The organism is Telluria sp. AZSoR62 (genome assembly GCF_058111565.1).
This window is the reverse complement of record NZ_JBYTST010000001.1, coordinates 361,884-375,054: the sequence shown is the minus strand read 5'-3', so window position 1 is coordinate 375,054 and position 13,171 is coordinate 361,884. Positions and strand designations below refer to the sequence as shown.

The 13,171-nt window shown below is 51.6% G+C and carries 12 protein-coding genes; 1 reads left to right on the top strand and 11 read right to left on the bottom strand.

Annotated elements, in window-relative coordinates; genetic code table 11:
* Positions 1 to 58: 58 nt before the first annotated feature.
* Together AC3XQU_RS01610 and AC3XQU_RS01605 are read right to left on the bottom strand one after the other, a co-directional pair.
* Positions 59 to 376, bottom strand: coding sequence for an H-NS histone family protein (locus AC3XQU_RS01610; RefSeq protein ID WP_489872380.1), 318 nt, complete (start codon positions 374 to 376; stop codon positions 59 to 61).
* A gap of 277 nt (positions 377 to 653) precedes the next feature.
* The gene (locus AC3XQU_RS01605) at positions 654 to 911 is read right to left on the bottom strand and encodes a hypothetical protein (RefSeq protein WP_489872379.1); all 258 of its coding nucleotides are present in this window, start codon (positions 909 to 911) and stop codon (positions 654 to 656) included.
* Positions 912 to 1,148: 237 nt separating this feature from the next.
* Between AC3XQU_RS01605 and AC3XQU_RS01600 the strand changes: the two genes are divergently transcribed.
* Positions 1,149 to 2,336 (top strand): sensor histidine kinase, encoded by a 1,188-nt coding sequence (locus AC3XQU_RS01600; RefSeq protein ID WP_489872378.1) that lies wholly within the window; start codon positions 1,149 to 1,151, stop codon positions 2,334 to 2,336.
* A gap of 336 nt (positions 2,337 to 2,672) precedes the next feature.
* On the opposite strand, the gene AC3XQU_RS01595 is transcribed toward AC3XQU_RS01600, so the two are convergent.
* From AC3XQU_RS01595 to AC3XQU_RS01555, 9 genes are all read right to left on the bottom strand, one after another.
* Positions 2,673 to 5,009 carry an ATP-binding protein gene (locus tag AC3XQU_RS01595; RefSeq protein WP_489872377.1) on the bottom strand — a complete coding sequence of 779 codons (2,337 nt, stop codon included), beginning with the start codon at positions 5,007 to 5,009 and terminating at the stop codon, positions 2,673 to 2,675.
* Between the two features lie 408 nt (positions 5,010 to 5,417).
* Entirely contained in the window at positions 5,418 to 5,645 is a 228-nt protein-coding gene (locus tag AC3XQU_RS01590) for a hypothetical protein (RefSeq protein ID WP_489872376.1), read from the bottom strand.
* A 463-nt stretch (positions 5,646 to 6,108) separates the two neighbouring features.
* On the bottom strand, positions 6,109 to 6,471 hold the full coding sequence (locus AC3XQU_RS01585) for a SirB2 family protein (protein WP_489872375.1): 363 nt from the start codon (positions 6,469 to 6,471) through the stop codon (positions 6,109 to 6,111).
* A gap of 98 nt (positions 6,472 to 6,569) precedes the next feature.
* On the bottom strand, positions 6,570 to 6,968 hold the full coding sequence (locus tag AC3XQU_RS01580) for a hypothetical protein (RefSeq protein WP_489872374.1): 399 nt from the start codon (positions 6,966 to 6,968) through the stop codon (positions 6,570 to 6,572).
* The gene (locus tag AC3XQU_RS01575) at positions 6,932 to 7,114 is read right to left on the bottom strand and encodes a hypothetical protein (RefSeq protein WP_489872373.1); all 183 of its coding nucleotides are present in this window, start codon (positions 7,112 to 7,114) and stop codon (positions 6,932 to 6,934) included. Before AC3XQU_RS01575 ends, AC3XQU_RS01580 begins: the two co-directional genes overlap by 37 nt.
* Before the next feature lie 83 nt (positions 7,115 to 7,197).
* A complete protein-coding gene (locus tag AC3XQU_RS01570; protein ID WP_489872372.1) occupies positions 7,198 to 9,345 on the bottom strand; it encodes a peptidase domain-containing ABC transporter in 2,148 nt (715 codons plus the stop codon).
* A 51-nt stretch (positions 9,346 to 9,396) separates the two neighbouring features.
* The gene (locus tag AC3XQU_RS01565; protein WP_489872371.1) at positions 9,397 to 9,831 is read right to left on the bottom strand and encodes a hypothetical protein; all 435 of its coding nucleotides are present in this window, start codon (positions 9,829 to 9,831) and stop codon (positions 9,397 to 9,399) included.
* Positions 9,832 to 9,885: 54 nt separating this feature from the next.
* Positions 9,886 to 10,596, bottom strand: a complete 711-nt coding sequence (locus AC3XQU_RS01560) for a hypothetical protein (protein ID WP_489872370.1) — start codon at positions 10,594 to 10,596, stop codon at positions 9,886 to 9,888.
* Between the two features lie 25 nt (positions 10,597 to 10,621).
* Positions 10,622 to 11,881: a beta-barrel domain-containing protein gene (locus AC3XQU_RS01555; RefSeq protein ID WP_489872369.1), complete on the bottom strand. Its 1,260-nt coding sequence runs from the start codon at positions 11,879 to 11,881 to the stop codon at positions 10,622 to 10,624.
* Positions 11,882 to 13,171 lie beyond the last annotated feature (1,290 nt).

Below are 13,171 nucleotides of genomic sequence, written 5' to 3'. Positions count from 1 at the left end.
CAGCTCTTGGCCGTTTGCAGACATAGCTCACTATCTACTTCGGCTGCCGCAGCCTTGACTACGCTTTAGCTTCCTCTAGGGACCGTCCAGACGCGATCCACGCCTTGACCCAGGCCGGCTGCCGCCCTCGACCACTCCACTGCTGGTTCGGATCTTCGGGGTTACGGTACTTGACCTGCACGACCCCTTGTTTCGGCGCTTTAGGGACTTTGACAGCGCGAAGCTGCTTTTCGGACAGTCCGGCGCTCCTAGCGATGTGAAGAATTTGCTCGCGTGCCTTGCTAATACTCAGGAAGTGTTGAGTTTTCAACTCATCGATTACTTGTACTTCAAGGGCGCGAAGCTGAGCCAGCGAATATTTAGATAGGTCGTGCATTCTGTTTAGTCCCTAAGGTTGAAGTCGCACCCTACCATGAACGATGAACCCATCGCAGCTCACTAGGCAAGTTGCGCCGACGGTATTCTACGGCCGTAGGCGATAAAGCATCGGGGTTATGCCGCCATCGTGCAGAGTCAGCTCGTTTTGAGCAGGTAGGCTGCTGCGACTAAAATCGACCGAAGCAGACGTCGATACGTTTAGAGAAACTTCGATAGGAATAGCACTGCGAACGGGCTGATCAGGACTCCCACTGTCATCAGCCGCAGTACTAGAGCTATGCGCGATCGGCTTGCGGGTTCGCCCGTATCAAATCCCATGACCAAGCTGCACTTGTCCCTGCAACCGTGGCCGTAATGATGAAGCCCACAATGAACGGTCCAATCATGCCGATCGGATCCAGTATCGGGACGATTGCTCCGTGCTGGGATGTCCAGGTGACGATGCCGACGAGCCAAACAACAAAGAACACCAAGGGAATTGCCCCGATGATCATCAGCACGTTGGCGATAACCAGCTTCGTGTGTGTCGACATATGCGCTCCCAGGCCGAGACTTACCATGGCGTCCGCTCTTAGCCGAAAGCCACCGTCCAGCTCAGCATAGCAGTTCGCCAAGGCAGAAAAATCGCGGACTGTCACGACGGGCAACAACCGACCCAAAGCCGACATTCATTCATGCCCCGTCGTGTATCAGCGTTAACAAGTCGAAACGTGTCCTCATCTCATCGAAGTCAAAGTTAAAATAGTTAGAAGATCCTTTGGGAGTACTCCTTGCGCCTTGCAGACTTTATCATTTCTGACTTAGAAATAATTCTTCAAGAGTGGGAGAACTTTGCGCGCACACTTCGGCCAGCCGCAAGCAACATGGACGACTTAGATTTGCGCGACCATGCCGCGTTGATGTTGAAGTTCATTGCAGCAGATTTACAAACTCTGCAGTCGGTCGAACAAGAACTTGCCAAGTCACATGGCTTATCGAGTCGAAACGGACAAGACTCAGCAGCAGAACATGGCATCGGACGTCTGGAATCAAAATTTACAATGGAGCAACTTTTCTCGGAGTATCGTGCTTTGCGGACGAGCGTGCTCCGACTATGGCGAAACGCTAATTCGGCTCCCAGTGTCACTGATATTGACGACGTTATCCGATTCAACGAGGCAATTGATCAGCTTGTTGCTGGCTCAGTATTTAGTTTTGCAACCGCGCAACGTAAGGCTCAAGCAACTGAGCAGGAACGCCGAAACCATTTCCTAGCAATGCTCGGACACGAGTTGCGAAACCCGCTCGCACCTATCACTATGGCGTCCGCTATACTGAAGAAGGCGAAAGGGAACGAAAAGGCCATCGACAACGCCGCTAGTGTAATTGCCCGACAGGCATCGCACATGGCTAGTCTAATTGACGACCTATTAGACCTTTCACGTGTCACTCGGGGTTTAGTCGCAGTGACATTGGAACCAGTCGACATCCGGGCAGTTGTCGACAGCGCTGTAGAGCAGGTAACGCCAATGATCCAAGCCAAAGGTCATCAGCTAGAAGTGACGGGCCCGCCCCGACCAACGACCGTAATGGCAGACGAAAAGCGTCTAGTTCAGATCGTCACTAACCTCTTGACGAATGCTGCAAAATACACACCGGCAGCCGGCAACTTGAAGCTGGGGCTGCAGTTGCAGAACGGTAATGTTGTAATTACAGTCGACGACAACGGCGTCGGCATGCCCCCTGATTTCATCCCGCATGCGTTTGAATTGTTTGCTCAAGTAGAGCCGACTCCCGACCGATCGACAGGCGGCTTAGGCTTAGGCTTAGCTCTGGTAAAAAACCTTGTCGAAATGCATGGAGGATCGGTTGCATGTTCTAGTGAAGGTTTAGGCAAGGGTAGTCGGTTTACGGTATGGATACCTCGACAGCCAGACGGTGGCACGGACGTAGAAAGTCAAGGTACGCCTTTCGTCTGATGCGGCAATCTATTCGCTCTATCACCGTACAACTCATCCAAAGGCCCACACATCTGCTATGCATGACTTGGGAGTTGCACCTTTGTCGCAATCACCATCCAAATCAGACCGTCTGTATAGCGTGCGTTGCAGGGAGAGGGGTCGCTATTCGCCGGTTGCAGACCTTGGCAGCGTCCGCTTCCGACCCATAGCAGACCTAAGGTTCAAAGTGCGGTGGAACGAGAAACCGGCTTAAGACTGGGTTCGCTGTCGAATGGGGCATTCGACAGCCCTGCTGTACCACATGAGCCGTGTTCTTTATTCAAAAGCCAGAGTCACAAATCTCGGTTTGTAAGACTAGGTGAGCCCAGCAATTGCTCGCTCTAGTGAATGGATAGCGACTGGCTTGACTAAGTGCTCATCGAACCCAACGTCCAGCGCACGCTGCTTGTCCTCGGCTTGCCCATATCCTGTCACTGCAATCTTCCGCGATTTTTTGCCCAGAGGCGACTTTCCAAGTTGCTCGACCAATGCATAGCCGTCCATGTCAGGCAGGCCGATGTCAATCAGCATGATATCGGGCTTGAAGCTCTCGACGCCGGCAAGCGCTTCACCAGCACTATGAACGGCCATGAGCGTGTGCCCCTGTATCTCCAGGAGAGCAAGAAGACTTACCGCCGCATCTACATTGTCATCGACAATCAGGATGCGCTGGGGGACTGCTTTGACGGCTTTTGGCTCCTCGGCACCCGCTGATAAAGCAGTAATGCGAGGCAGTAGGATCTCAAACCTGGAACCTGCCCCCTCGCCTCGGCTAAACGCCTGCACCTGACCACCATGCATGTCAATTAGCCTCCTTACGATCGCAAGCCCCACCCCCAAGCCGCCCTGAGAACGGTCAAGCGTACGATGGCTTTGCACAAAGAGCTCGAAAACCTGCGGTAGCAACTCGGCAGAAATTCCACTGCCTGAGTCGGACACTTCAATAGCGACAACGTCGTCTACACCCCGAACACTGATCCTGATCTCGCCTTTTGGATCGGTGTACTTAATTGCGTTTGAAAGAATGTTGCCGACGCATTGCACAAGACGTGCACCATCACCTCTAACATACAGTGGTCCCGATTTCTCGATTGACACGGTCAGGCGCTGCTGTTTCGCTTGGAGCTGTGATTCACAGGTTTCTAAAGCTTGGGCTACGACCTCGGCAATGTCAACAGTGGCGTTTTGAAGCTGAATCCGACCTTGCGTAACGCGAGCGACATCAAGCAGGTCATCGATAAGCCGTGTCATATGTTTAGTCTGGCGGCGAATGACTGCTGCCGCTGTCGTAACCTGGGCCTCAGCTCTCGGGATAAGGGTGAGAATTTCGCCTGCAGTAGTGATTGGGGCGAGAGGGTTTCGAAGCTCGTGGGCAAGCATTGCTAAAAATTCGTCTTTGCGCTTGTCGGCATTCGTCAGGGTCTCGATCATTTCGCGTCTTTCCGTAACATTACGGTAGAGCACTGCGACGCCGAGCCCCACTTTAAATGCACGAACTTCAAACCACCCTGCACGGCCGCTTGCAAGTACATAATGATGTTCGAGGGATTGCGACTGCCCGTCCAAGAGCACTTGTCGATACATGCGCCCCAGATCGGAATCGTATGTTCCTGGGAACTTCTGCCAGTGGCTAAAGCCTACCAGCTCTGTGCGTGTCATATCAAGAAGCTGGCAGGCCGCATCGTTAACCTCGACGATATTGAAGTCTGGATCAAACAGCGTGAACGCATCACCCATATTTGTAATCACCCCGCGATGGCGCGCTTCGCTGTCAACCAAACGCTCTTCGCCAAGCTTTTGACTCGTTACATCCACCGTGATCCCATCAAAGTGGATCGCACTGCCGTCGCTAGCGTAATCTGTGCCGCCCAGCGCACGTATCCACTTCACCTCACCGGATGATGGGTGCCTGGTCCGATAAACGATGTCGTACACTTGGTGATCGTCGATAGACGCTGCAATGGTTAACCGGGTGCGCTCACGATCTTCTGGATGGATGCGGTCGTAGAAATCGTCGATTGTGACCCGCGCGGCCGGCTCAAAGAAGAAGTGCTGCTTGACCTGCTCATCCCACTCAAGGACATCGAATGGCAAATTGCAGTACCAAAAGCCAACATGTGAAAGACGGCTTGCATAGTTGAGGCGCGCGCGATTGAAGGCCAGGGCTCGGTCTACTTCTTCACGTGCGATGCGCTCCTCGGAAAGTTCCCGGCCGAAGAAATCTACCGATTCAGCAACAGCTTGGTCAACAGCCTCGTTGAAGCGCGTCACGTCATCAGCGACCGTGACATCGCCCTGTACTTCATTGTGGTTCATCCAAAGTTGTAGAACACTTGCGCGTAGGGCGCGGTACTCACTGACGAGCTGGGACATTGAAAACCCGGCTTTTGATCGTAATGCTCCATGGATTTCGGCTGCCGTGTGAGGCGCGTCTGAAGCCGCAATCATCAATCCTCGCGCCTTCATAGACTGGCGCGTGGCACTTTGGAACTGGCGAAGATCTTTGGAAATGGCGCGAAGAATATCCGGAGCGTGGTGACGCAACGCAACTGCACTCATCTTCGCAGCTGACGGCGTTCGAGTCGCGGCAAACGCGTCCCACTCTACAAGGATATCCTCCATGCATGAATCGATGAAATCGGCTAGCCGCATGCCTATGTCCTTAGTAACGCTATCAATGCGCCTGCGCGCCGGGGCAATCTTCTCGGTTGCTCTGAGATTATACGATGGGCAAGAGGCGTGCGCCGACCTTGCAGTGGTGAGTGAGCTTCGCCACCACTTATAACTTGGGGAAACCGGTGGCTTAAATTTGGTTACGGAGGCGAAGCCCCTGCACGCATTGACTAGGGCTATTGGAGTACTGATCGTAAAGATTGACGCTTCAGCGTCGCCTACGTAGCTCACCTGAACGATTGCTTATGGCCAAACCCGGCCGTTGAGCTCAGCATAGTGGGTCACCAGGAAACAATATCGCGGACTGTTACGAAAGACCGTATCCGACCCCGGAGCGGAAATTCACACCGGTACCTCGGCCATGGGCAAATCGAGAACCATATGTATCTACTTTAAGCGTTTTTGGACCGCATCAATCATGTATTCACAAAAACGAACATAGGACACCATTTCTTCATAGGGCATCTTGCCCTGTACAAAATCTTTCTGCAACTCCTCAATAACCGGTCCTGGCTCGCCAGTAGCGACGTTAAATTGGTCAACCAAACTCTGACGGTGAACCATCAAAGTGACGTGGTCAAGCGGCTGGCCATCTGATGACAGAGATTGATTCAAGGTTGACGATCTAACGTAATTCATTGATAAGGGGAGTGAAAAATAGCGCAAACGGCTGTGGACTACGTCAAACAAACTTTACAGGAAGTTTCCAAGCGGAAAGGAAGATATGAATTCCATCAGTAAGGCCGTGAGCATACCTTCAGAAGTATCCAGCAGAATTGTAACCTCCGCGTTGGCAAACTGCGCAGACAGTTGGCAGCGAACTGGATACGAGTTCCGCTTTTGGCCGGCAGCAGACTACCTGGTCAGTCTGCAGACGACCCACAGCAGACCTTAACGCTGGAATTTCTCAACATCGTTGAGTGACGGAACTCGCAGAGGTCCGCCTCGATCAGTGCAGTACGATGCGTAGTCGACAAAGTGTCGCTCTCTCGAACGGTAGTGAGGATAGTGCTCGAGATGCCAACGACAAGCATCAACGAAATCCTGCGTCGAAAGACCCAGCTGTTTTGATAGTTCTTCAAAACGTTGCAAATCGACCAGTAACTCTGCACATTGCGAGTCGGTCGCTGCGTTCGGGTTCCAGAGCACTCCGGCTGGCAACTCGTGCATCGCGTAATTGAGAACGGAGTAGATCTGAGCCACCTCCCGCCCAAGGACTCGTACACCGGCGCTGTCTGAGGTTGTCATGAGACGGGTTCTTCGTGACCGCCACCGCGACGATATAGGCGAAGCAGGCCAGCGCGCCGGCAAAGGCGGCGGCGCGCACCTGCTGCGTGCGGCCGCGTTTCAAGGCGATTGTGCCCAGCACGATATAGCCCACCAGCGCCGCCACCTTGGCGGTCTGCCAGGCCTGCTGGCCCGAGTACTGGCTGCTCCACACGGCCAGGCCGATGGCGCTTGCCAGCAGCAGCGTGTCGACGATGTTGCGGAACCACCTTCACCCCAGCGCTTGTGCAACTGCTGCGAGCCGGCGAACATCTAGATGCCGCGTACCAGGAACAACAGGCCGGACAGGAGTGCGAAGGTGACGTGGATATGCTTCAGTGCGAAACAGGTCATGCAGCTAGGCGCGCAGTTGTTAACAAGTTGCGCAGTGTGCCTCAGCCGCACTCTCCCACATAGTGGCATTCGTTGCAGCTGGTGCAGCCGTCGACCTTGCGCAGCGCCCGGGCCCCGCACTCCGGACCTTTCGCAACCGCTGAAAGTAGGCAGGGCGCCCGAGGTGGTGGACGGCTGCGGCTCGGCCTCGGGCGCGCCGCCATCCAGGCGCGCGGCGTGGCGGCGCGCCAGTTCCACCAAGGGCACCTGGTTGCCCCAGGCGTCGAGGAAGCCGCGCCGGATCAGCACCCGCTGCAGCATGAAGGCGATCGCCGCCACTCGTGGTACACCGGCGCCTGCACGCCGTCCTCGCGCGTGAGGTAGCCGCAGCGCACCGGGCCTTTTTCCCAGACCACGTCGCGCATGTCGGCCAGCGCCCGGGCGATCGGGCCGCCGGCGCGCGTCACCATCGACAGCAGGCGCATCGAAGCCGCGATCCACTGCTGTCCGCCGGTGCGCTGGTTACTAGCCTACGCACCGCAATTCTTCATTGCTTCCACAAAAAAGCCTAGCTCGCTACGAACTCTTGAGCATAGGAAATATTTGGAGCCTCTGGGCCCGGAGTTGGATGCGCGACATTCTTAAGGCGTTCAGCGAACGCAGCGGACGACATGAATGTTCTGGTGCCAAGGTCGAAGATCTTATCGGCGGACCGAATTGTCTCAATACGGTGGGCCACGATAACCCGGGTGATCTTCAGTTCTCTCAAGAAATTATTGACTTTACCTTCGTTGGTTACATCCAAATGCGATGTTGCCTCGTCCAAAAAGAGAATAGAAGGCTTTCTATACAGCGCTCGGGCCAGTAAAAGCCTCTGCTTTTGCCCCCCTGACAGTGCACCACCCATATCACCCACGAAAGTATCCTCTTTCATCGGTAATGCCATAATCTCGTGCTTCAGTCCGACCGCATCTAGCACCTTAAGCGCTAGCTCACGGTCAAAGTCTGCGCAGAAGAAAGTAACATTTTCAAAGATTGTTCCTGAAAGAAGCTCGTCGTCCTGCAACACCACACCAATACTGTTTCGAATTGACTTCAGCCCCCACGAAGCTAATGAACGCCCATCAATTCGAACTTCACCATTTGTTGGCGCATACAGACCCGTCATCAACTTTAGAAGCGTACTCTTTCCGACCCCGGAAGGGCCTATGATGGCAACCGATTCGCCTGGATTGATACGCAAACTTATGCTCCGGATCGCCCAAGGGTCACTAGGGCCATATCGGAATGAGAGACTTTCTACCTCAATTAATCCTTTGGGCCGTAGACCACTATCGATTTGATCGGAACCTTCCTCAATCGGCGTTAGGACAATATCGGCAAGACGATGTGAATAGATGTCGGTTAGCTTCCATTGAATAATTTGCGCCATTAAACTGCTGGCGGCTGCTTTGAACTGTGACTGGTACGACATGAATGCAAACAACAGACCCACAGTAATTGCCGTGTCAATAATCTGCCGTGCTCCATAATAGACGATACTGGTCATGATGATGACCTGCAGCGCCTGCTGCAAAGAGGCTACAGCAATTGTGAAGCGTCCGTTTGCGACATTCGTTCGCAGAACTTCATTGAATTTATTAGACCATTGATGCTCGAGAACGGTCTCGGCTGACATCGTTTTTACAGTTTGAATTGCCCTGAGAATCTCAATGCGCTTACCTGATTCCGCGATCTCGGCGTTCAGTGACTCACCACCCATGCGAATCGAATTCGGTAGGCTAAGTAAAGAGATTGCAATGCTTATCGCTGTGCCGAATATTGCGATCAACGCCAACCAAGGTGAAAAAATTAACATCATTACGCATGTCGATATTGCTAGAACTCCGTCGACAAATGTTGAAATCAGTGACGCTGATATTAAGTCACGAATGGGATTGATAGCATCAAATCTGGAAATCGAGTCAGCTAGGCGGCGTTTCTGGAACCATGGAAGTGGCAGCCGAATCATATGCCGAAATAGGCGAAGGCTCATGTCCCAGCTCATCCACGCAGATATTTGTTGAGTAACAATCCCACGCAAAAGGAGAGCGAAAGAATTAAACAAACCATAAGCGCCAAATCCAATGGCCAGTACTGCCAGGAGATTTAAATCACCTTTAAGCGCAGCTTGGTCCATCGCGAGCTGCATGTAAAAAGGACTCGCAAGTACATACAATTGCAGCAGTAATGAAATGATAGCTACATGTCCAAGACCCTTATAAAGTACCGGGCCGAAGCGAATCCAGGACAATAGAGAGAGAGGACTTCGCTCTTTGCGCCGCTTAAAACCTGGGGCGCGGCTAATTTCGAGCGCCACACCAGTAAAGGATTCCGCCACTTGGTCGAATTTAAGTGTAAGCTCACCCTTACTAGGGTCGAAGATGCGTACTGCATCCTTAGAGATTTTTGTTAATACGACAAAATGCTTCATTCCCCAATGCAAAACTGCGGGCACCGCCAAGTTCCGCAGCTCATCTACGGTACATTGAACTCCACGAGCATGAAGGTTCAAACTTGCTGCGATTTCTGAAATCTGTTGAAAATTAAGCCCGCGACCTGAAATTTCGAAGCGTCGCCGCAATTCTATTAGATCGTGCTGAGCGCCAAGTTTTGCCGCCGAGTACGCAATACATACCAAACCACATTCGGCTACTTCAACTTGCTGATAATGCATATACAACCCCTTGCGGCTTACTTGACACTCAAGTAAGCCGGTCAGTTTATATTATTTTATCCGCCCTAGACTATGACGGTTTTTGATAAAATTCGAGAGGTTTACATCAACAGCTTTTACGGGTATGTCATCTAATATTTTTCCATGGATATTAAGAGTGATCGATCCGGTCGCTGTCCTGATCACTCCACTAACTGGTATCTCGGTGCCAAAAAAATTGACATCGAATTCAGTCTTGTTCCGCATGCAGGAAACCGCCAGACGTCCTAAGTAACTACCGTTCGCATAGGAGCTATAAAATTTGGTCGCTGAGAGATCGTGCGCTATGCCTGCGACTTTGAGGGTCAACTTCCCTTTCTCTTCGATAGTTTGTATAGTGTGATCAAAACATTTAGCCTCATAAACCAAGGACTCGGATTGAGGATAAGCGACTTCGTCGCCGCTTGGAGTCACAACAGTGATAGCCTGAAATAAAAGTGCCCACATAAATGGATATCTCCGATGAAAGTGGCACGCATGTAGCGTACCACCGTCGTCAAATTAATAGTAGCAACCAGCGCCGTATTGGTCTAGATCGTTGGTAATGTTATTGCGGTTCGTAGAGCTGATGTTTTTTGGGTCATATTCATGCATCTGGTTTGAAGCGTTATCGATGATGTAAATAAGACCGTTGGGATCCATCTGACCACTCGCGATAATTTGCAACGTACTCTTTTCATCGCTGTCGCGGTTGGCACCGTTACTCGCGATTGTCGATGGCAGCGACTGGTCCTCACCAGTACGGTGTGGATGTGAGTGCACGGTCGCTACGATCTTGTCTCCGGGACCAAGTTGTGCAACCATTTGGACCTCACCGGCTGTACCTCTGGTAACTTCTCCGACCTTAAGATTGCCATATTGATCACGGACAATGACCGCGCCCCACTCGACGGTCGGGTCCTGGCCCTTAATATAGTCCTGAATCATCAATGCAGTTTGGCGCAGTGCATGAATATCAGTGTTGGTAGGAGAAGGTTTAAGGAAAGGGTCCGACGTGTTCAACCAGCAGATATTATGATTATCATCGGAGTTAATATCGGGCGGCACGTATAGTGCGCGATTCATGAGTAGATTCCACATATTAGCATCATAATCGTTCCGCGGACGGTTTCCTTCAATAATCACTCGCGGAATGTTTATTTCATCTGGAGGATTATCAGGGTCGTGTCCGCCGACGATTATCTTCATTTCACTTTCGAGTAGAGCGCGCATGTAGTTTTCCTATCAAGTTAAAGAATCACGACCCGCTTCTTCTTGTAGCAGCCGTGAGTGGCTCCAGTACCCAATCGAGAAGCGATCTCTCCATTAAGACTAGATCTGCTGACAAACGCATCCCTGGCGATAGCTGCCATTTGCGTCCGAATGCTGTGAGTGATTCCGATTTAAGCCCAACCACCACTTTATAGACCTGCTCGCCTTCCTTAATAGGCATAGGCACCTCCGAGGGCATCATTGGAGCACTCGATACTTCAATGACCGTTCCCGTCACAACTCCAAAAGTCTGATACGGGAAAGCGTCCAGCATCAAGCGCGCGGTCACGCCTTTTTCAACAAAGCCAATTGCCTTCGAGGGAACCCAGAGATGTACCTGTTGAAGTGATTCCGCTGAGTTCGGCACGATAAATCCCATTGTTTGCCCTGCAGAAACTAAGTCGCCTACACGCACGTTAATTCCGGTTATTTGGCCAGGTTTTGACGCGACTATTTGCACGGCTTGAGTGGACATTGTTTGGAGCCGCCTTTCCGCAAGCTGGGCTTTATTGAGTCCATGATTTGCCTCGCTCTCGTTCAGGGAATATTCAACCGACGGCAACTGAATTTCTGCTGCACTGATTGCGCTTCTGGCCTTAGCAATATTCTGGGTGATTTGAACGAGTTCTAGTTTCGCCTTCATGAGGTCGTCCTCTCGTTGACGAACCTGTAACAGGCTGATGTAATTCTGTGCGTGTAGCGATTTTAAAGATGTCGACGTCTCCTCAAGTATTCGGATTCTGCCTGCTTGGAGTTTTTGTTGCTCTGCTAGTTGTTCAAGATCGACTCGCAAACCTGCGATACGATCGCGGATCTGCAAACGGGATTGGACGAGCTGTTGCCTCTTGATTTGCGCCTGCTTATCGACGAAGCCTGCCTGAGTTGTGACGACATCAGCAATTTCATCTGCGAACGTCGCGCCATTTTCTAACACACTGTCATATGTCAATAAGAATAGGGGTTGTGCCGTAGTGACTTCATCTCCACTGTTAACGAAAGCTTTTTTGATTACTGCTGGTTTCAGCGGCGCGATTCGAGCAACGCCGTGACTTGGAACAACAAGCCCTTGTACAGTTTCCTTTTTTGCGTATCGTGCGGTAGCAACAAACAATGCAGCGCCGCCGAACAGGGAAAATAAAAAAATGGTAAGGGCCCAACTCGGAAGCCCCACGATTGCGGACGGCGCTCCATAGCGGTTAGTAACGGCGGCGATCGCCTGTTGCCTGAAAATATTATCTTCGTTCACGTGCTTTGGTAGAATAGAGAGTGTCCGGACTAAGGCAGAGAGTGTCAGCATCCAGGTGGCGACCTTCGAAGCCCTAATCCAAGGGGACCTTCGGAGCCCTATTCCAAGGGGTGACGGGGTTATGATGTCAGAGGTTCGTTGGCCAGCTGTATCGCGGGAGTTCTAGTGGCGTATTTCCAATAGTTACGATTATACTTCTGTGCTGAGTGAGTCCAATGCTACTTGGATCGCCAAGATGTTCTGAAACTATCGCGCCGTCAACGACGAAAAACCGGATTTCGCGAGAAACGATATTGGCAACATTTTCCCGGGTGAAGGGCATGCCCCATACCGCGGCAAATTGCCCTAAGGTGAACTTTTTCTCACGGTCAGTCTCAATATGCACTACCCCGGTAGAACCGTGCGTGTGAACTTCATATGCGCATCCCGTCAGCCCGACGTTCCTTGGGATACGCAACGTTACCCCGTTGTGAATAATAGTAAGGTGTGAGTGCAAGTGATAGTCTTCGTTCTTCAGGCATTCAACTCCGCTGATCGTTTGCCCTTTTCCACCTGTAGCCGTTGACCCATCCAGCCATTGAAGCCGAGCCCCTTCGCTTGCGATTCCGATTAGTGTTTCTTTTTGTGCGAGTGGTGGAATCGGTAGGCTCGGCGAATCGTCGCTACCTCCACAAGCTGCTAACACCAACGTAACCCCGGTAAACATGGCAGTGATAACGAAACGTGACATTTGGCCTCGGATTTATTAAATTCAACGCTGCGATATTACACATGTTTCACAGATTTTCTACAAAATGTGAGCTGCAAATAAAAATTACCCCCTTAGCATATTAGGAATAATAAGGGTTACTTTTTCTCTATAAAAATTTCTGTATAACAATGTTGCTTACCGCTTAGACAGTCCATTCGCAATTTGAATTGCGCTGTGCTGTCGCGATATCGATCCAATATTTATAGCGTCAGTTACTGAACATCGATTGGACACGATCAATTTTCCGACACGCTGTGTATATCCTGTTTTTGCGATAGCTGGGCTTGAACTGCCGAGTATGACAAGCAAAACATCAAAAGTTGACTTCGGGCGGGAATGGACGGGATCGGTGGTTCGACGCGTTGCAGCTAACGGTCGTCGTTGACCGTACATGGGCGAAGAATCCATCGCAGCAGATATGCAAGAGAAGGTGTGGCGACTGAATATGCGCCAGCCTAAAGCAGGAGGAAGCGGCTGCCCGCATGGAAGAGCGAGTCGCGAATTAAATGGATAGTCGCGAGTTTAGATTGAATTGACAG